This window comes from Saccharibacillus brassicae (genome assembly GCF_006542275.1).
Taxonomy (GTDB): Bacteria; Bacillota; Bacilli; order Paenibacillales; family Paenibacillaceae; genus Saccharibacillus; species Saccharibacillus brassicae.
Genome location: NZ_CP041217.1, coordinates 4,836,622 through 4,855,859, shown reverse-complemented (window position 1 = coordinate 4,855,859; position 19,238 = coordinate 4,836,622). Strand labels below are relative to the sequence as shown.

Below are 19,238 nucleotides of genomic sequence, written 5' to 3'. Positions count from 1 at the left end.
CCTGTTCGTTCCTGGCTGTTACCACAAGCTGTTCTCGCTCGTCCGCCGCACGACCTGGTTGACGACGATCAGCAGAATCGCGTTGACGATCGAGTTGAACAAACCGACCGCGGTCGAATAACTGTACTGGGCTTCCAACAGGCCGGTCCGGTATACGGAAGTGGCGATCACGTCGGAAGCTTCCATATTGAGCGGATTTTGCAGCAGCAAAATTTTCTCGTAACCGACCCCGAGCAGTCCGCCCATGTTCAAAATGAGCAGGATCGTGATCGTCGGGATGATCACCGGGAAATTGATATGCCGGATACGCTGCAGCCTCGACGCTCCGTCGAGAATCGCCGCTTCATGCAGCCCCGGATCGACGGCGGTCAGCGCGGCGAGGTAGATGATCGTGCCCCAGCCGGTCGCCTGCCAGACGTCGGACAGGACGTAGATCGTCTTGAACCAGCGCGGATCGGTCAGGAAGCTCGGCGGCGTAACCCCGATCGCTTCGAGCAGATTGACGATCATGCCGCTCGACGGCGTCAGGAACGTGATGATCATGCCGGCCATGACGACCATCGAAATGAAATGCGGCGCGTATGTAACGGTTTGGACCGTTTTTTTGAACGGGCCGGTCTTCAGTTCGTTGAAAGCCAGCGCCAGCAGAATCGGCAGCGGGAATCCGATCAACAGGCCGTACAGGCTGATACTGAACGTGTTCCACATGAGGTCCCAGAAATAGTAGGATTCGAAGAAGCGGGTAAAATGATCGAAGCCTACCCATTTGCTGGCCGACATGCCCAGAGCCGGAATATAGTTTTTGAAAGCGATCTGGATTCCGTACATCGGCACGTAGTTGAAAATAATGACTGTCAGCAGCGCGGGCGCCATGAAGATGTACAGCTGCCAGTTGCGCACGATTTTCTTTAGAAGCTTTTTGCTTTTTCGTTGGGCAGGCGGGTTGAGCACCGCTTTTGCGCTTTCTTGCATCATCGTCTTCACTCCCTCGGTAGTTTGTTCGCGCATCAGGTATAAGTTACTAGTGAGTCATGTTACCTGACAGGCTTTCGGATTGCTCTCACTTCCCTCCCGTGCGCCGAAACGCCTTCGCAACCGACCTTTCGGATCGGAAAACGCAGGCGCCTACTTTTTTGTAAGCATTTCCATTGGCTTGACTCCGGCTTTCGTCGTTTCGGGTTTACAGCGAGTTTACAGAACGGGGAGCCAAGCGTAAATATGTGGTTTTGGTCCTGACTGTAAATTTGACAATCGCAAGTTCGCGAAAATGTGTTAGAATACATTACAGATCCTGAGGTTTTTTCATGAAAAGCACTTCCGATTTTCATTACAATGTGTCTGCTGCGGCCTCTTGCGGAATACGAAAAGTAAAAAACGACACATTCGACAAGCCGCGGATACGCCGTTAAAGCGTTTGCAAAGTGGTCAAAATCCACATATTGCCTGACAATCGGCCGCCCCGTACACTTTGGGTACCCCCTGCACGTTTATCGAGCGATAGCGAAAGGAGCCTACCGGAATGAAAGTCTCAGTCAAACCGAGCTATTTCAAATCCAGACTTTTTCTGAAATACATCTCTTCCTATCTGTTCGTTCTGCTGATTCCGCTCGTCTGCCTGACCTTCGTTCTGTACCATAATACGGCGTCCAATCTTCGCGCGCAGATCGAGCAATCCCATCTCAATCAACTGACGCAGGCCGAGACGATCGTCGACACGCATCTGCAGCAGTTGAACGATATCGCTTCGCGCGCGGCGTACGATCCGAGTCTCAGCCGCTACCGGGTCCATGACGCCTATTACAGCCTTGAAGCGATCGACGCGCTGGGCAATTACAAAGCGGCCAGCCCGATCGTGGACGAGATGTTTCTGTATTTCCGCGGCGATCCGCGTATCTATTCCAGCGTCGGCATGTACGATCTGGACGTGTTCGCGGACAAATACCGGTTCAAGAACTGGACAGCCGACGCGGTCGAGCGCGATCTCAACGAAGTCCGCTATACGACGATGCGTCCGGCGGACCGCGTCGAGCGCGCTTCCGGCTATGCGCAGTCCACGCTCGTCTACCTCGTGCCGATGGTGCCGAACAGCCCGAATCCGCACGGAACGTTAATGTATTTTGTCAAAGAATCCAGTCTCACCGGCCTGATCGATTCGATTCTCGGCGGTTACGAAGGCTCGTCTTACATTTTCGATGCCGAAGGCCGGGTTCTCGCGGTCAAAAGCAATCAGGATGAAGCGCTCGGCGATCAGTCGCTGCAATCGCTCGTCTCGCTGTCCACCGGCACGCACAGCGTGAAGATCGGCGGCGTTCCGCATTCGGTCGTCTCCGTCAAGTCCGAATTGAACGGCTGGGAATACGTCACGCTGATGCCGAGCGCGCAGTTCTTCAGCAGCGTGCTGCATATCCGGGCGTTTATCGTGGCCCTGTTCTCGATCGTCGTCGTTTTCGGGGGCATCGGCGCGCTGCTGCTCGCGCGCCGGCAGTACAGCCCGATTTTCCAACTGTCCGAATTCGCCGAATCGAAGCCGGTCTCGCGGGGTCCCGCGGCCGATCCGGCGCCCGATACGCCGATGGGCGAGCTGGAACGCATCCGCTCGGCGCTTCAGGCTTACAGCGCGCGCGCCGACCTGCAGGAGCCGTATGCGCGCAACCATTTCCTGCTCATGCTGCTGCGCCACGGAGACGATTCGGTTCCTTCGCTCGGGCTGCCGGAATCGTTTGGCCTCCAATTCGACCGCTCGCGCTATTTCGCCATGCTGATCGGCCGCGAACATACCGGCGGCACAGCCGAAGAAGCGCGCGACTGGCAGCTGATGCTCACCCTGCTGTCGGAAGCCGAATACCCGGAACTCGGAGCGCGCCTCTACGGCGTCGAACTGCCGAAGCCGGATCAGATTGCGCTGATCGTCGGCTTCGACCTTATCGAAGACGCGGACGAGACTTCGCAGATCGGCCGGATCGCAAGCGCCGTCTACGATCATCTGCAAGGGATCGGCCGCCTCAATCCGTCGATCGGCATCGGTACCTGCGCGGACGGCCCGGAACGGCTCAGCCAATCGTTTATCGAAGCGTGTTCCGCGTTCGAATCGCGCACCCGCACCGCCGAAGGCAGCCTGGCTTACTTCAGCGATCTGACCGCGGAGAGCGGCGAAGCGTCCTGGGTACCGAAAACGGTTCTGCTCAAACTGGCGCAGAGCCTCAAGCAGGGCAGCGCCGACGTCGCCGCCCGTTCGGTCGCCGAAGCGGCCCAGACGCTGCGCGCGCCGGGATTGTCCGCCAAATACATGCGCTGCATCGGCTTCGATATCCTCAATACCATTCTCAAGACCGCCGACGAAGTCGGCGTGGACAACTTGTCCGGCAGCATTCCGGCAATCGAAGCGTTCTCTTCGCCGGACGAGCTGGAACAAGGCTTCCTGAAGCTCGTGGACAAGCTGTGCGAGCAGGTCGAAGAAAAAGAAGAATGCGAGACCCATACGCTGATGGATACGATCGTTGCTTACATCGACGAGCATTACGCCGACCATTCGCTGAGCCTGGAGACGATCTCGCACAATTACTCGATCTCCATGTCGTACTTCAGCCGTTCGTTCAAAGACAAAGTCGGCACCAACTTCGTCCAATACATTTGGCAAAAGCGCATGGCTGCCGCGATCGTCGAACTGACGACGACCGACGAGCCGCTCAAAGAAATCATCCAGCGGATCGGCTACCAGGACGCGCCCAATTTTATTCGCAAATTCAAAAAAGAAACCGGACACACGCCGGGTCAATACCGCAAGCTGTTCTCCGACGCGGACGGCAGCCTGAAAGAAAAAGCGTAGGCCGGAAGAAGCCGCCTCTTCGGGGCTTCGCTTGTTTCCTCCCCTTCGAATCGGGTAAAATGGGTGAAGAAGACGATCATCCTGGCCGCTCCAACGCGGTTCGAAGCGCTGGAACGTTTCAAGGTTCCGCAAGGAGGAGATTTCGATGAACATCACTACCCGAGCACGCAAGACGCTGATCGCGTTATCCGCCGCAAGCGTTGTCGCGATCGGCTCCGCGGGAGCCGCCGCGCAGCTTCCACTGCCTGCCGCCTCGGCCGAGCAGGCACCGACCGCTTCGGACAGCGCGATGGCGCTGCAGAAGCTGGCTTCGTTCTACAAGCCGGCGCTCCGGGGCGAATTCCCGGGCAGCGCATCCGGCTTCACCGTCGGCAAAACGACGCGCAGCGAAGTCATCGACGCTTTCGGTTCGCCCGACGTGACCCGTACTTCCGTCGCCGGCTTCGACAGCTACACCGCCAATATGGGCAATCCGGGCTACGCCATGTCCTACACGGCGTCCGGCGTACTCAAAGAAATCCGGTATTTCGGCACCAACGTCGAACGCCAGACGAATATCGGCGGCATGACGACGGCCATGGTCAAAAAAACGTGGTACGCGCCGGCTTCGACCGCCACGATCAAAAACGGCACTTCGATCCAGACCAAGCTGACGTACAAACGCGGCGAGTACAAGATCGAATTCATTTTCAACAATTCGCTGGAGCTGTCGCATATTAACCTGCTCAAAGGTTGATCGACGGGAATTCCGGCGAATCGGGAACGTTCGGCTTGTAGCCGATCCCGCTAGACGCGTGAAAAGGCCGCCCTTTTGAGGGCGGCTTTTTTGTGTGCAGGGCTGCCTATGCGGCAGTCCGGGCGCAGCTTGGAAGGTGCGTCTTTTGGTTCGCCGGCCGTAGCAGGCGTACCTGCTGCGCTCGCTTTGCTTATGGTGCCCGCCCTTCCTCCCCCTCACGTCTGCCCTTCCTGCCCTTCCTGTCATGCCCGTCCGGTAACGAATCCTTATCCCGCTATTTGCCGGTATTCCGCCTTTTTTCACATCCAACGAATCGTCCTGTCCTTGTCGGCCGCAATTTGGCGTATTTGAGCCGATTCGGAGCTTATAGCGTGATGACGATTCGTTAACAAAGCGAAAAGCGGACTTGGCCGACAAATAGCGTGACCCGGATTCGTTAGACTTGTCCCGCGCTCCGGCGAAGCAGTATGCGTTAAGACCGCAGCAGCCTATAAAAGAGAGTTGACTTACTTTTACATAGCTATTATTATAAACACACAAGCAGCCGACTACTTTTCCATCTTTGCCATCGGCAGCCAAATTCGCAGAAACGCAGGTGCCTATCATGCAGGATCTGACCACCCTTATCCGAAATCGCCATTCCGCCATCAAATTTATGCCCGATACGCCGATTTCCCGCCAGGAACTTTCCGAGATCTTCGAAGGAGTCAAGCTCGCGCCTTCGGCTTTTAACCTTCAGCATACCCGGTACGCCGCCGTGACCGACGAAGCGACTGTGGAAAACATATATCAGGCTTCCGGCGGCCAATACAAAATCAAGCTCGCCTCGGCCGTCATCGCCGTATTCGGCGACACGCAGGCGCATACCCATGTCGCCGATATGAATGAAGGCTTTCTGGCGCTCGGCATCATCGATCGTTCCGAGTTCGACACGACCGTCCGCGACGTGACCGAGTTCTACGAACGGCGCGGCGAGACTTTCCAACGCGACGAAGCGATCCGCAACGCCAGCTTGTCCGCCATGATGTTCATGCTGATCGCCAAAGACAAAGGCTGGGACACGTGCCCGATGATCGGCTTCGATCCCGATGCCGTACGCGAAGCCGTCGGCGCTCCGGACAATCTGACGCCCGTCATGCTAATCGCGATCGGCCAGGAAGACACTTCGAAACGCCGCCCGCGCGGCTACCGCAAGCCGGTATCGGAGTTCGTGACTTTCGACCGGTTCTGACCGGTTCTGACCGCTTCTGATCCGATCGCCGCGGAATCCGCAAGAGCCAAAAGACCGTCCCGCCAGGAATCGAAGATTCCCGCGGAACGGTCTTTTTTGGGTTCTGCTATTCGGACGTTGCAATCGCCGCTATTTCAACGCCGCTGCTCATATGCCGGCGCTATTCGCACGCCGCAATCGCCGCTATTTCAACGCCGCTGCCCGGCGTGCTCGCCGCGCAGGCTTACAGGTCCGATTCTTCGTCGAACAGTTCGCACAATTCGCTCACGAGCGAGCCGACGTAGTCGACCGCGCTGCGGATCGTGCGGCTATCGGACATGTCGACGCCCGCCATCCGGGCCAGCTCAAGCGGCGTTTTCGAACCGCCGGCTTTGAGCGTGTCCAGCCAGCGGTCGACCGCCGGCTGTCCTTCTTCGCGGATGATCTGCATCATCGCCGTGGACAGCGTCAGCCCCGCCGAATACGTGTACGGATACAGGCCCATATAGTAATGGGGCTGTCTCATCCACGTCAGCTTCGCGTCTTCGGTCAACTCCAGCGTTTCTCCCCAGAACGAAGACAGCACGTCGCCTTTGAGCTCGCTCAGCACTTTGGCCGTGATCGCCTGGTCGTTCATGGCACGGGCATACACCCGGCGCTGGAGCTCGCCTTCCAGCAGATGGGTGACGAAGTTATGGTAATACGTATTGAGCAGCTGCATGATGACCCAGCGGCGCAGCCGCTTGTCTTCCGACTGCGCGCGCAGATGCTCCGCGAGCAGCAGCTCGTTCATCGTCGACGGCGCTTCGATGAAATAGAGCGACGGACGCGAGTTGACCATCCGCTGGTAGCGGGCGCCCAGCATGAGATGGCCGGCATGGCCGACTTCGTGCGCCAGCGTGAACGCGCCGCGCATATTGTCGGCCCACGACATCAGAATGTAGGAATGCGAGCCGTAGATCGACGCACAGAACGCTCCGGTCGATTTGCCGACGTTCGACGCATGATCGACCCAGCGCTGCGTGAACGCCGCTTCGACGATCTCGCCGTATTCGTCGCCGAGTACGCCCAGCGCGTCCTGTACCGTTTTGCACGCTTCTTCGTACGTGATCGACGGACTGTAGTCCGGGTCGAGCGGCGCTTTGAGGTCGCAATAATACATCGTGTCCAGCCCGAGCACCTTTTTCTTGAGCTCGGCGTATTTGCGCATATGCGGCGCAAGCTCCGTCTGGATCGTATCGAGAATCGCTTCGTACATCTCTTCCGTGACCTGCTGCGGTTCAAGCAGCATCTGCGTGACCGAGTCGTAGTTCCGCAGACGGGACATGACGACCTGACGCTTCACTTCGGCGGCGTACGCTTCCGCGAACGTATTGCGGTACGCGTGCAGCCCGCGGCTGAACGAAGCGAACGAACTGCGGCGCAGCTCCGTATTCGGGTGCATTTCGTAATCGGTTTCGTACGAGGCAAAAGACACCGGATACCGGGTGCCGTCCACCTCGACGCCCGCGAACGTCATATCGGCAAGCTTGCCGCGCAGGTAAGTCCGGTACGGCGCGCCGTGCACTTCGGACAGCGAAGCCAGCACTTTCTCCGTCTCGGGCGACAGACGGTGCGGCTTTTGCGCCAGCAGCAGCTTCAGCCGGCGTTCGAAATCGGCAAGTCCGGGTTCTTCCGCCAAATAGCGCTCGATCGTGCCGTCTTCGAGCGCCAGCAGCTCGGAATCGATAAACGTGAATTCGGACGACAGCTTCGTCAGCGTATCGCCGGACTTGGCCGAGCGGGCCTGATTGTCCGCGTCGGTGCCGTCTTCGGTCTGGCGCAGATGCGCGTAAGCCCCGACTTTGTGGGCTCTTTCCATAACGGCCTCGTGCGCCGTCAGACACTCCAGCAGCACCGCGGCGCCTTCGCCGAGGCGTCCGCGGAACCGGGTGACGTCTTCCGCGCTCCGCGCGGTCCGCTCAAGTTCCTCGTTCCAATCGTCCTCGCTCAGAAACAAATGCTCCAAATTCCACGTCGATTCCTCCGGAACCTCCGAACGCATCCATACTTGATGACTCATGACGCTCACTCCTCTGCATAAAATAAGGCACGAGCGCCGGCGGATAACCATACTCCGCCGACGCTCGCGCCAATCCGGTATCGCTCCCGTTCGGGAGTCCGCCTGTTTATTCTAACGCGGACTCCCGATCGTTGCAAAATGCCACGTCCGGTCAGTTTTGAATCCCCGCGCTTTACGGCTCGATGCCGTAGACCGCTTCGCCGTTCACGTACACGACCGTCCGGTCCCACTCCCCGAACCCGGCAGATCCCGCTTTGTACGAATAATCGTTCTTTTCGTTATAGGCGCCCCAGTCGCTTCGATGAATACGCGACTGAATTTCGCCCGTCTCGCTTTTGGCCGCAAGGGTGCCGGACGCAAAACCAAGTTCCACGTAATCGGTCGCACCCGCCGGAGCACCCGGCGTTTTGCCGAAGACGGCTTTGACGTTCGAAGCGCCTAGCTGCGCCCAGTCGCAGAAATACTGCTGCGCGCCTGTGCCTTCGTTCGTATAATAGTAACGAACTTTGACATTTTTTAGCGGCACGGCCGCCGAGCCGGCGTTGCGGATATTGAATACGGGACGCAGCGCGTTGTCCGACGGGTTATCGTCCAGGCTGCGCTGCAGCAGCACCAGAGATTTCGTACCGCCGCCCGCAGGCGGCGTCGGCGTAACCGGCGTCGGCACGGACGGACTGCCGCCCGATGCGGCCGGCTTCGCGGATACTTCCGCCGAATCGGCTCCCGCGCCTTTTGCGTTGACCGCGCCGACTTTGTAGCGGTACGTTTTGCCGTTGACGGCGGTCGGATCGGCATACGACGTGCCGGCGATCCCTTTTTGCAAGATCGCGTAACTGCCGCCGCCTTCGGCCCGCTTGACGAGGTACGTGTCCGCGCCCGATACGGCTGTCCACGTCAACGACACCCGGTTGCTGCCGGCCGCAGCCCGCAGTCCGGTAACCGGCCCCGGCACTTGAACGGCCGGCGCCGTACCGCCCATACCGACGGACGCTCCCCGGCGCATCTCTTCGCGGACGAATTTGCCGGATGCGCTGAGCTGCGCCTGTGTCCAGCCTCCGGTAACGCCCGCTCCCGGAGCGAGAGCGGCCGAAGCTTCCTGCTTGTCCGCGAGCGACCAGTTGGCCCAGCCGATGCCCCGATCCGCCATGAAATCGGTCCATTCTTTGGCCGCCGTCAGGTAAGGTCCGCCGCCGCCCGAAGCGTCGCTCGTCCCCCATTCGCTGACGAACACGGCCAGGCCCTTATTCATGGCCGCGTCGATCCGGTCGCGCAGCCACGCTCCGTGCGTACCCGCGTAGAAATGCACCGCGTACAGCACGTTGGCGTCGGCAAGCGGCGAAGCCGCCGCGTCCTGAATATCCTGACTCCACGTACCGGTCCCGACGATGATCGGATTGTCCGGGTCTTCCGCCCGGATGACCCGGATCACTTCTTCAGCGTAAGGTTTGATATGGGTCTTCCAGTTGACGTTCCCGTTCGGTTCGTTCGCGATCTCGTAGATCACGTTCGGCGTGTCGCCGTACGTCTGCGCCATTTCTTTGAAAAAAGCTTTGGACTGCGTCTTGTATCGGTTCGGATCCCCGTCGGCCAAAATATGCCAGTCGATAATCACGTACACGCCGAGTTTGACCGCGGCATCGACCGCTTCTTTGACTTTGTTTTTCAGTGCCGGATTCGAGATGTACCCGCCCGAGTCCGTATACATGGCGACGCGGAACACGTTCAATCCCCAGTCGTCGCGCAGCCATTTCATGCTGGATTCGTTCACGTAATCGCCGTACCACTGAATACCGTGCGAACTCATGCCTTTCAACTGCACGGGCTTGCCGGCGGCGTCGGTCAATTTGCCGCTGCGCACCGCGAGTTGGCCATGGGTGCCGACAAAAGAAGCCGCCGCAGCCGACACGGTTTTGCCGACGGACGCGGGCTTGCGAGAGTTGGAAGTTTCCGCTTTGGGCTTTTGCGGCCGATTTTGCGATTCCTTGGCGGAGACCGGAGCTCCCGCACCGGCGCAGGCGGCGATCGCCGCGACCAGCAGACAGGCGAGCATCAGGCACAGGCCTTTTCGAAATGAGCGATTTGGCATCTTTTTCCCTCCATTGCGGTTCTTGGATGTAGTGATTTGCCGAAATTTTGTAGGGCTGGTTGGCCTTCTCTTTTAAATTACCCTATAAATGGAAAAGATACTTGAGGCAAAAGAACGCAAAACGAAAAAAAGACAGCAAAAAGGCCCGGTTTCCGTAAGGAAGCCGAGCCCGTAAGCGTGCCTTATTCCGCCAATTCCGTGCCTTTGGTTTCTTTGCCCAGAAAAGCTACGGCGGCCGCACCGATCAGGATCATGCCGCAGAACATGCCGAAGATCACGGAGATCTCGACGCCCTGCGAGATCAGCCAGCCGACGAGGAACGGAGCGATAATGCCGCCGATCCGGCCGAACGAAGCGGCAAGTCCCGCCCCCGTCGTGCGAATGCTCGTCGGATAATGTTCGGGCGTGTACGCGTACAGGCCGCCCCACGCGCCGAGGTTGAAAAAGGAAAGGCAGATGCCCGCCGCCAGCAGCGTCGCGGTCGTGTCGGCCATGCCGAACCAGATTGCGCTCGCCGCCGTCAGCACGAGATAGACGACCAGCACGAATTTGCGGCCGAACTTCTCGATGAAGTAAGCGGCGGTGAAGTAGCCCGGCAGCTGCGCGAGCGTCATGATCAGCACGTACTCGAAACTTTTGGTCAGGCTGTAGTCTTTGTATACCATGACCTGCGGCAGCCACAAAAACATACCGTAGTAGGAAAAGACGACCGTGAACCAGAGAATCCAGAGCATGAGCGACGTTTTGCGATATCCCGGCGCCCATACCTGAGCGAAGCGCTGTTTGAGGCTGATTTTCTCGACCTTGTTTTTTTGCGCGAGAAATCTTGGCGAATCGTCGATTTTGCGGCGCAGGTAGAGCGCATACAGAGCCGGCAGCGCGCCAAGCGCGAAAGCGATACGCCATCCGGATTCAAAGTTCGGAATGATGAAGTAGGCGATCAGCGCGGCGAGAATCCAGCCTCCTGCCCAGAAACTTTCCAGCAGGACGACGGTCCGTCCGCGTTCGTTCGCCGGGACCGATTCCGATACGAGCGTCGAGGCGACCGGCAGTTCCCCGCCCAGGCCGAACCCGGAAATAAACCGCAGAATACACAGCATGACGAAGCCGGTCGCGACGGCGGACAATCCGCTCGCCAGCGAGAAAATCAACAGCGTCCAGAGCAGGACCGACTTTCTTCCGAAACGGTCCGCGAGAATGCCGGCACAGGCGGCGCCTATCGCCATCCCGACCGAGTTGATCGCGGTCAGCACGCCCAACTGCTGCGGGCCGAGCGACCATTCGAGCGCAAGCGCCGCGGCGACGAACGAGATCAACGCCACGTCCATCGCATCGAACAACCAGCTCATCCCCACGCTTACGAGCAGACTTCTCCGTTTCGGCTTGCTGAGTGTTTTAACATTTCCCATTCTTTTTCTCCCCATTTCCTCTTGTTGGGCGCGGCCCAGCAGCAGCGTCGTTCCGAAGGAACGCGCCGGCCGCAGAACTAGCGACGAAGAGAATCGCGGGTACCGCCTGCCGCATGGTCAAGCCGCTGTTCCAACTCCCGTAGCGCAGAAGTTTGTGAAAATCGGCTCAAAAAACAGCAAAACGGTCCTTCCATTCTCCCCGCCGCGCGCGCCGGGATCTCTTTCGAGTCTGCCTCATAGTCTATCCTGTCCGAAGCTGCATGTAAAGAAAAATTACGTCAAACCTGCCGCAAGTTCTCAAGCGTCGTGAATCCGCTCTTTTTCCCGGTGAGGACACTGACGTTCCCCCTTCTTCAGACACCGCAAAACACACAAAAAAGCGCGCTCCGACCCCGTGGGGTTCGTAGCAGCGCTCTTTTCTGCATGTATGCCCTGCCTACTGCCCGGAACGGGTCAAACCGCCGGTCGGCTACACTTTGCGGCGTACGACCGAAGACGCCAGCAAGATCCCCGCTCCGGCATATAAAATGCCCTGAACGTAATCCGGGTACAAGAACGAACGGACTCCTGCCGCTTCGAACAACACGATCAATGCCGCGCAGCCTGCGATTTTCATTTTTGATGACATCGTCCCATCCTCCAGCCTGATAAAGGTCTAAATACTTATTGTTTTGAATATATAAGCATTTGCATAAGAAGTAAATCAAATTTTTTCTTTTTGGGAGCGTTTTCTTCGGAAAACAGCAAAAAACTCCGGCAGGCGTGAGCCTGTCCGGAGTCGGGAGTGCATGCTGTGTTCGATTTAAGGAATGTACTGCTGCACGATCTTCACGATAACGCCGTCTTTGACGGTAACGTGGTAAGGGAAACCGCTGAGGTCAAGCAGTCCGAGCGGGTTGTTGTACTGGGAATCGAACTTGTCCAGACCGATCGATTCGTTCCAGTTGATCTCTACGTCTTCGTAGTTGCCGGTGTGATCGTAGATCTGCATCAGCACTTCGGCGTCCGCGGCAACCGGCAGTTTCTCTTCGGTCAGATCGTTGTTGGCGATGTAGTAACCGTCCGGTGCGCCTCCGATTTCTTCGGCGGCATCCGGGTTTTCCTGCAAGAACAGCTTGTCCGCCGCTTCGCCGGTGTACCAGCCGATACGGTCGGTCTCGAGCTGAGTGACGCCGTTTGCGTCTTTCTCAACCGAGTTGATAAAAATCGTATATGTTTGTTCCTTCGAAGTTTCGTCGCTGGTATTAGTCGTTTGCTGCGCCGGAGCGGCGGAAGCGGGAGTAATGACATTGGAAGTCGGGAAGTATCCGAATCCGATCATAAAGGCCAAGATACCTGTACCGATCATGCCGAGTGTTGTTTTTTTCATTAGTTGTTCTCCCCTTTCAGAGGTCCCTTGTTGTGCAACTTGTCGGTAAGTCTAATTACCCCAAAGCTAGCTTGCACAAACTTTTTTCGGAAATTTACTTTATATGTTCATTATAGGACCTGGTGATAAAGAAAGAGTGTCGATTCGATAAAGAAGTTCTTACAAAATCGACTTCTTTGAAAGGGGATGCAGGGAAAAACGTTCGTTTTTGCGGCTGCCCAACGAATTTCGGACGCAAAAAAAAGCGAAACGGCAGAGCCGTTTCGCTTCGGGCAGGCACAGGGCGATCGCCCCGCCTGTCTGTCGGTTTATTTGAACACTTTCACGCGCTCTTCGACCGGCTGGAATGTCTTCTCCCCGGCCGGAGCCAGCGGATTGCCGAAAGGCATTTGCGCCCGCAGCAGCCAGCTCGCAGGCAGGTTCCAGGCTTCCTGAACACCGGCGTCGATCAGCGGGTTGTAATGCTGAAGCGTCGCGCCGATGCCTTCGTTGCTCAGCGCCGTCCAGATCACGAGCTGCAGCATGCCCGAAGACTGGTCGGACCAGATCGGGAAGTTGTCCGCGTACAGCGCGAACTGGTTCTGCAGGTTCTTCACGATGTCCTGATCTTCGAAGAACAAGATCGTGCCGTAGCCGTTTTTGAACGAATTGATTTTGTCGGTCGTGCCCGCAAAAGCTTCGTCGGATACGGCTACCTTTTTCAATTCGCCGAGCGTGATGTCCCACAGTCGGTCATGCTGTTCGCCGAACAGGACGACCGCGCGGGAAGTTTGGGAATTGAACGAAGTCGGCGTATATTTCACCGCTTCCTCCACGATTTCCTGAATCTTCTGGTCGCTGACGGTGACGTCTTTGCCAATCGCGTAGATGGAGCGTCTGGATTCCAAAGCCTCGAAAAATTCTTTTGCCAAGTTAAAGCTCCTCCTCGTCGAATCACGAAATATTTAATAACTTTTCGTAATATAATATATAATAGTTCGAGTAGGGCGTCAAGTTTTACTCCAAGACGCCGGCGGCGCCGAGCGGATTGCGCATCACGTCGGCTTGCTCGCCGAGCGGCAGATCCCACGGCAGACGCCGCCACAGGCTGCGCGAATTCGTCAGCAGTTTCGACACGCAGTCGATATACGGCTTGGCCGCTTCCGCCGACGGCTGGTTGGTCCAGATCTGACGGCCGGCCAAATACGCGATCGCGTATTGCGTCCAATCGCCGTACAGCGCCTGCGCGCGGCGCGAAGCCGCCGCGGCCAGCTCCAGCGCGCGTTCCGCTTCGAGCCATCCGGCCGAATGGGCGGTCCGGCAGATGAAGACGTATTGGCCCAGATCCCAGGCGGCGATGCCCGCGCGGGGAAGTTTGCCGGCGTACATCTGCACGAGGCGGGCGTGGTTATAGAGAGCGGCGTTGCCGTTCAGGCGCTCGAAGTAATGCTCCCGATCGCGAAACGACAGCGCGCCCAGAAAAGATTCCGTTTTGGAGTAAGACGCTTGCCCGCCTTCTTCCCACAGCCAGTTCAAATGCCGCTCCAGCGTTTCTTCGTCGCTGACGGACCACGTATGCGCCAGCAGTTTGCGCAGTTCTTCCTTGCGCGCTGCCGGCCAGGCGAAGCCGGTCTGTTCGAGCAGGCCGTTCATCTGGAACAGAACGGCTCCCATCGCAAACGCACGCATGGTCTGTTCGTCGTTTTCCCGTATGCGCAGCGTTCCCATGCTTGTCCACTTCCTTTCTTCAAAAACCGTGAATGTCCGGCAGCGGTTCGCCCGAGGTCTCGGGCAGCACGGGAGGCTTCGCCGGAGCCGGCAGCTCGATCTCTCTCGGGCGGCGCAGCAGCTTCCATTTGCGCGCCGAGCGGCGTTCCAGCACCCGGCCGATCTCGGCAAGCTGCGGACGGTCGGGGTCGGCGGCCAGCGCTTCGGCGATCAGCGCTTCCGCCTGTTCATAACGGCCGAGCGCCGAGCAGCAGCGAATCAGATACTCTTCCGCTTCCCGCCGCAGCCCCACTTTGCAGGCCGCTTCGAAAAATTCCGCCGCCTGTTCGTACTCGGCAAGCCGGAACAGGATATACCCGCCGTACAGCAGAACGAGCGGTTCCTGCTCGTTCGCGTCGATGCGGTCGGTGTACCGGACGATCGCCGACTCCGCTTCTTCCCACCGTTCCTGCAAGGCCAGCAGGCGAATCAACTGGAGGTACGCCCAGCCGCGCTTCGGATAATGCTCCGCCAGCAGCGTCAGGCTTTTCTCCGTATCGCCCGGCCGGTCCAGGCGCAGCAGCATCTCCGACACGAGCCGGATCGGCAAATATTCGCCCGGCGCGATCCGGGCCGCTCCGAGATACCGCTCCAACGCTTCTTCGTTTTTGCCTTCGGCCCGATACAGGTCGCCTTCGATCACCCGGCCGTAATAATCGTTCGGCCGCTCGTCGTTATAACGTTCGACGATCGAGGCGGCGCGGTCGAAATCGCCCGCCCGGAAATGCACTTCGGCGATCAGCAGATCGATCGCTTCGGGGAATCCGCGGCCTTTGGCTTCGCCGAGGTATTCGAGCGCGTGGGCGTAGTCGCCGATGCGCAGGAAACAGTAGCCGGCGCGGAACCAGGCTTCGGTCAGCGTCCGGTCGTACTGGATGACCCGCAAATAGTCGAGCAGCGCTTCCGGGTATCGTTTCAACGAATAGAAGCAGTCGCCGCGGGCAGAATGGTAATACCACTGGGCGGACAGCTCAAGCGCATGGTTCAGCAGCTGCAGCGCTTCCTCGTACTGGCCCTGCATGCGCAGCGACTCGCCGAAGCGGTACAGGGCTTCGGGATCGGACGGCTTGAGCGTCAGTACCCGCTTGAGGTCCGAGCGGGCATCGTCGAACCGTTCGAGCGCGATGCGGATCAGTCCGCGCAGCTTGAGGATGTCCGCCTGCTTGAGCGGTTGGTCTTCCGTGGATTGTACGGCGCGGTTCAATCGTTCTTCGCTTTCGGGGTAGCGCTCCAGCTTGCCTAGCGCTTTGCCGAGCAGAAAATTCAGGTCCGCCCCGAGGTCTTGGGCGCGTTCCGTCTCAAGCAGCAGTTCGGCGCATTCCCGCTCTCTGCCGGTATCGAGATACAGTTCGGCAAGCGTATGCAGGCTGCGCAGTTCGGTTCCGTCTTCCGTCTTCATGTCTCCGGCCAGCTTGTCGTTGAGCATCAGCAGCCGGATCTGGGCGTCCAGGTCTTCCGGATAGCGCGCACACAGTTCTTCGTATGCTTTTTTGGCTTCCCATGACTGTCCGAGCGCTTCGCGGCAGGCCGCGATTCCGCTCAGCGCATGGATGCTGCCGGGCAGCAGTTCGAGCAGCGCTTCGTATTCGGCCAGCGCTTCGGCCCATTCCTGCCGGCGCAGCCGCGCGTCGCCGCGCATGAGCCGGACTTCGGGTTCGTGCGGTTCTTCCTTCAACCATTGATCGAGCACCTGCAGCGCCGATTCCGCCTGATCCTGCCGCAGGTAGAACAGCGCGATCAGGCGCAGGCAATCCGGCTCCCGGTTGTTCAGCTGGGCCGCGCCTTTGAGCGCTTTCTCCGCCAATTCCAGATCGTTCAGCACCAGCGCGTAATGCGCCTGTTCGCGAAAGCGCAGAAAAGCGTCGTAATCGTACGGTTCGTCGGTCTCCAGACGATCGTAGCGCAGTTCCCAGAACGTATTGAACCGTTCCAGCAGCAGCGAGACTTCGGCCTGGCCGTATTGATCCTGCAGCCGGCGTTCGCTCAGCGTCCATTCGAAATGCCCGTCGAGCAGATGCAGCACTTGTTTGGGCAGGAACGGATGACCCAGCAAAAAGCCGAACAGTTCCTGTCCGATCCGTTCGCGCGTCTCGATCGGCCAGAACAGCTCGTCGTCGAGCAGTTCCTGCCAGATGTCCGGCTCGATCCGCTTGGCGATGTCCGCGTACGTACTCTTGCAGCGCAGCATAAACAGCGTGACCGGCGATTCCGGTCCGGGCTGCGCCGCCGACGGTTCGGGGCTGCGCAGCCGTTCCCGCTCGCGTTCGCTTAGATCGGGCTTGGCATCGGGTTCGGCCAGCAGCTTGGCTTCTTCCAGAGCGGCCTCGTAAGACTGGCGCAGCTGCTGGAACCCGTCCGGATTTTCTTCGGGATGGCATTCTTTCAATTTGCGGGCGTAAGCCCGTTTGATCCGTTTGATTTCGGTCGTCGGTTCGATGCCTAGCGTCGCCCAAATGTTCATATCATTCCTCCGGCTGCTTCTCCGCCAGTTCCAGCAGTTCTTTGAGCATGCCCGCTTCCTTGCGAATTTCCCGTTCGTCCTGCCGCGTCAGCACCGTCTCGAACCGCCGAAGCGCGCCGGCGATCCGCGTACGCACGCTGCCGAGCGCTTCTTCGTAGATCCGGTCTCCCCGGGCCAGCAGCAGCCGGTTCTCGGATTTGTCGCGCGGATGGATCTTGATCGCTTCCAGCTGCAGGAACCGCGTCTCGACTTCTTCCATCGACATGCCGCTCGCGTCTTCGCGAATAAGCAGCCGATGCGTCTCGCTCGTGGACAGCGTCGTCACTTCCACTTCCAGAATGCCGTTGATATCGTAGGTGAAGCGGATATCGACGGCCTGCTCGCCCGCCCGGCCGCCCGGCACGGGAATCTCCAGCTGGCCGAGCTTGATGTTGTTGCGGGTCAGACGGTTCTCGCCCTGGAAAATTTCGATCCGGATCGTCTTCTGCTCGTCCGTGACCGTATAGAAACGTTCGACCCGGCTCGCCGGGATGACCGTATGGCGTTCGATAATCGGGAAAAAATGTCCGCTGTCGTAGCCGCCGTCGCCGTTTTTGACCGTGACCATCGTGCCGAGCGTATACGGGCAGACGTCGGTCAAGACGACTTCTTTTAATTCTTCGCGGCGCTCTTTCATTGCGGCCACGATGCCCGCGCCGATCGCGACGGTCTCGTCGGGATGGATACGGGCCGCCGGCAGGCGCCCGAACAGGCGCGCGGCGAACGAATATATCAAAGGCATGCGCGTCGCTCCGCCGACCAGCACAATCTCGTTCAGTTCGCGCGGGCTGAGCGAAGCGTCTTTGAGCGCCCGCTCCACCGGATGGCGCAGGCGGTTCAGCAGCGGCTTCGACAGATGGTCGAACAAATTGCGGTCGATCGTCCATTCGTAGGCTTCGCCGTCGACGGTGCACGCAAGCTTCGCGTCCTGCTGCATCGTCAGCAGGCGCTTGCCCTGCTCGGCCTGCTTGCGCAGCGCCGCCATCGTGCGGTTGTCGAGACGGTCTTTGTCCAGTTGGACATGTTCGAGAAAACGGTCGATCAGCATATCCGTAAAATCTTCGCCGCCGAGAAAAGCGTCTCCGGCGACCGATTTCACTTCCATGACGCCTTCGAACATGTCGAGGATCGACACGTCGAACGTGCCTCCGCCGAGGTCGAAGACGAGAAACTGGCTTTCTTCCTGCTCCAGATGCAGCCCGTAAGCGACGGCGGCCGCCGTCGGCTCGTTGATCAGCCGCTCGACGCGCAGTCCGGCAAGTTCTCCCGCCCGCTTCGTCGCCCGGCGCTGAATATCGTTAAAATAAGCGGGCACGCTGATCACCGCTTCTTCGATCGGCTCGCCCAAAAAGGCTTCCGCGTCCTGCTTCAGCGAACGCAGAATAAAAGCCGACAGGTCTTCCGGCGAAAATTCGTGCTCGCCCAGTTTGTACCGCCGGTCCGTTCCTATGTATCGCTTGAAAATCGCGGCGGTTCGCTCCGGATGCGTAACGAGCCGTTCCCTCGCGATTTCCCCGACCAGAATCTGTCCGTTGTCGTCCACGCCGACGACGGACGGCGTCAGCACGTTACCCAGCGCATTCGGAATAAGCGTGCTGCCTTCTTCCGTTCGAAAAGAGGCCAAGCTGTTGGTCGTTCCCAAATCAATTCCGATAATCGGCAAAACGTTCACCTCGCTCTCCGGCTTTTATTTTCTCCATTGTATCCCATTTTTCTATGTTAGACGCAAAAAGGGAACCTCCTTAGCTTTCCGGAAGGTTCCCCCAAAATCGGTAGACGGCTCTGGTGCGAGAATTAAGCTGCGTGCGGGTACAAATCCGATTTTTGTTCTGACCGACCGGCAGACGTCGCGTTAACGCCGTTGCGGTTGTGCGTTGCTTCTATTTAAGACGCGATCAGGACGATTGGGCCAGACGCACGAGAAGGTGGGCCAACTTGTGGCGTTCTTCTTTGTCGCCGACTTTCCACAGTTCCTGAAGCAGCTTTTCTTCGCTGTTGCGCGGCGCTTCGTTGGCGGCCAGATAATCGGCTACCTTCTCGGCGACTTTGGCAAGCTGTTCTTCGCCAAGACCGATGCTTTCGCCGATCTTGATACGTTTGTGCAGATACTGCTTGAACTCGTCAAAATCTTGTAAAATTTTGTCTTTTTTGTCATCTCCGATACGGTCGATCGTTTGCTCGATCTTATCGGTGTGTACCTCTCCGTCTTTCGTTACCGCGTGCTTCTGATCTTCGATTTCACTCATTTTTCTGGCTCCTCTCAGTTGTGGGGTCTGGAATACTTGAAGCGAATC

General features: G+C 58.4%; 14 protein-coding genes. 3 read left to right on the top strand and 11 right to left on the bottom strand.

Features of this window, described 5'->3' with window-relative positions; translation table 11 throughout:
- Window positions 1-18 precede the first annotated feature (18 nt).
- Complete coding sequence (locus FFV09_RS20320) at window positions 19-972, bottom strand: ABC transporter permease (protein WP_141450557.1); 954 nt, start codon at window positions 970-972, stop codon at window positions 19-21.
- A 547-nt stretch (window positions 973-1,519) separates the two neighbouring features.
- Between FFV09_RS20320 and FFV09_RS20315 the strand changes: the two genes are divergently transcribed.
- From FFV09_RS20315 to FFV09_RS20305, 3 genes are all read left to right on the top strand, one after another.
- Window positions 1,520-3,826 carry a helix-turn-helix domain-containing protein gene (locus tag FFV09_RS20315; protein WP_141449529.1) on the top strand — a complete coding sequence of 769 codons (2,307 nt, stop codon included), beginning with the start codon at window positions 1,520-1,522 and terminating at the stop codon, window positions 3,824-3,826.
- A 145-nt stretch (window positions 3,827-3,971) separates the two neighbouring features.
- The gene (locus FFV09_RS20310; protein ID WP_141449528.1) at window positions 3,972-4,562 is read left to right on the top strand and encodes a YjgB family protein; all 591 of its coding nucleotides are present in this window, start codon (window positions 3,972-3,974) and stop codon (window positions 4,560-4,562) included.
- A 604-nt stretch (window positions 4,563-5,166) separates the two neighbouring features.
- On the top strand, window positions 5,167-5,793 hold the full coding sequence (locus FFV09_RS20305) for a nitroreductase family protein (RefSeq protein ID WP_141449527.1): 627 nt from the start codon (window positions 5,167-5,169) through the stop codon (window positions 5,791-5,793).
- 223 nt (window positions 5,794-6,016) lie between these two features.
- Here the strand turns inward: FFV09_RS20305 and pepF are convergent, their stop codons facing one another.
- The 10 genes from pepF to FFV09_RS20260 all read right to left on the bottom strand — a co-directional run bounded on the left by pepF (window position 6,017) and on the right by FFV09_RS20260 (window position 19,190).
- Window positions 6,017-7,834: an oligoendopeptidase F gene (gene pepF, locus FFV09_RS20300; RefSeq protein WP_141449526.1), complete on the bottom strand. Its 1,818-nt coding sequence runs from the start codon at window positions 7,832-7,834 to the stop codon at window positions 6,017-6,019.
- A 172-nt stretch (window positions 7,835-8,006) separates the two neighbouring features.
- Window positions 8,007-9,920: a cellulase family glycosylhydrolase gene (locus FFV09_RS24425; RefSeq protein WP_141449525.1), complete on the bottom strand. Its 1,914-nt coding sequence runs from the start codon at window positions 9,918-9,920 to the stop codon at window positions 8,007-8,009.
- Between the two features lie 182 nt (window positions 9,921-10,102).
- Entirely contained in the window at window positions 10,103-11,329 is a 1,227-nt protein-coding gene (locus tag FFV09_RS20290; protein WP_141449524.1) for an MFS transporter, read from the bottom strand.
- 469 nt (window positions 11,330-11,798) lie between these two features.
- Window positions 11,799-11,957 (bottom strand): hypothetical protein, encoded by a 159-nt coding sequence (locus FFV09_RS23895; protein WP_170315092.1) that lies wholly within the window; start codon window positions 11,955-11,957, stop codon window positions 11,799-11,801.
- A gap of 174 nt (window positions 11,958-12,131) precedes the next feature.
- Window positions 12,132-12,698 (bottom strand): hypothetical protein, encoded by a 567-nt coding sequence (locus FFV09_RS20285; protein ID WP_141449523.1) that lies wholly within the window; start codon window positions 12,696-12,698, stop codon window positions 12,132-12,134.
- Window positions 12,699-13,006: 308 nt separating this feature from the next.
- The gene (locus FFV09_RS20280; protein ID WP_141449522.1) at window positions 13,007-13,609 is read right to left on the bottom strand and encodes a nitroreductase family protein; all 603 of its coding nucleotides are present in this window, start codon (window positions 13,607-13,609) and stop codon (window positions 13,007-13,009) included.
- 85 nt (window positions 13,610-13,694) lie between these two features.
- Entirely contained in the window at window positions 13,695-14,405 is a 711-nt protein-coding gene (locus tag FFV09_RS20275) for a DUF1266 domain-containing protein (RefSeq protein ID WP_141449521.1), read from the bottom strand.
- A gap of 19 nt (window positions 14,406-14,424) precedes the next feature.
- Window positions 14,425-16,905 (bottom strand): tetratricopeptide repeat protein, encoded by a 2,481-nt coding sequence (locus tag FFV09_RS20270; RefSeq protein WP_141449520.1) that lies wholly within the window; start codon window positions 16,903-16,905, stop codon window positions 14,425-14,427.
- A 1-nt stretch (window position 16,906) separates the two neighbouring features.
- Window positions 16,907-18,607, bottom strand: a complete 1,701-nt coding sequence (locus tag FFV09_RS20265) for a molecular chaperone HscC (protein ID WP_141449519.1) — start codon at window positions 18,605-18,607, stop codon at window positions 16,907-16,909.
- Between the two features lie 232 nt (window positions 18,608-18,839).
- Window positions 18,840-19,190: a DUF3243 domain-containing protein gene (locus FFV09_RS20260; protein WP_202111973.1), complete on the bottom strand. Its 351-nt coding sequence runs from the start codon at window positions 19,188-19,190 to the stop codon at window positions 18,840-18,842.
- Window positions 19,191-19,238 lie beyond the last annotated feature (48 nt).

Bases quoted from the DNA above. Each gene is read 5' to 3' on its own strand.
- FFV09_RS20310 (WP_141449528.1), top strand. From the start codon at position 3,972: ATGAACATCACTACCCGAGCACGCAAGACGCTGATCGCGTTATCCGCC.
- FFV09_RS20315 (WP_141449529.1), top strand. From the start codon at position 1,520: ATGAAAGTCTCAGTCAAACCGAGCTATTTCAAATCCAGACTTTTTCTG.
- FFV09_RS20305 (WP_141449527.1), top strand. From the start codon at position 5,167: ATGCAGGATCTGACCACCCTTATCCGAAATCGCCATTCCGCCATCAAA.
- FFV09_RS20270 (WP_141449520.1), bottom strand. From the start codon at position 16,905: ATGAACATTTGGGCGACGCTAGGCATCGAACCGACGACCGAAATCAAA.
- FFV09_RS20275 (WP_141449521.1), bottom strand. From the start codon at position 14,405: ATGGGAACGCTGCGCATACGGGAAAACGACGAACAGACCATGCGTGCG.
- FFV09_RS24425 (WP_141449525.1), bottom strand. From the start codon at position 9,920: ATGCCAAATCGCTCATTTCGAAAAGGCCTGTGCCTGATGCTCGCCTGT.
- FFV09_RS20285 (WP_141449523.1), bottom strand. From the start codon at position 12,698: ATGAAAAAAACAACACTCGGCATGATCGGTACAGGTATCTTGGCCTTT.
- pepF (WP_141449526.1), bottom strand. From the start codon at position 7,834: ATGAGTCATCAAGTATGGATGCGTTCGGAGGTTCCGGAGGAATCGACG.
- FFV09_RS20290 (WP_141449524.1), bottom strand. From the start codon at position 11,329: ATGGGAAATGTTAAAACACTCAGCAAGCCGAAACGGAGAAGTCTGCTC.
- FFV09_RS20320 (WP_141450557.1), bottom strand. From the start codon at position 972: ATGCAAGAAAGCGCAAAAGCGGTGCTCAACCCGCCTGCCCAACGAAAA.
- FFV09_RS23895 (WP_170315092.1), bottom strand. From the start codon at position 11,957: ATGTCATCAAAAATGAAAATCGCAGGCTGCGCGGCATTGATCGTGTTG.
- FFV09_RS20260 (WP_202111973.1), bottom strand. From the start codon at position 19,190: ATGAGTGAAATCGAAGATCAGAAGCACGCGGTAACGAAAGACGGAGAG.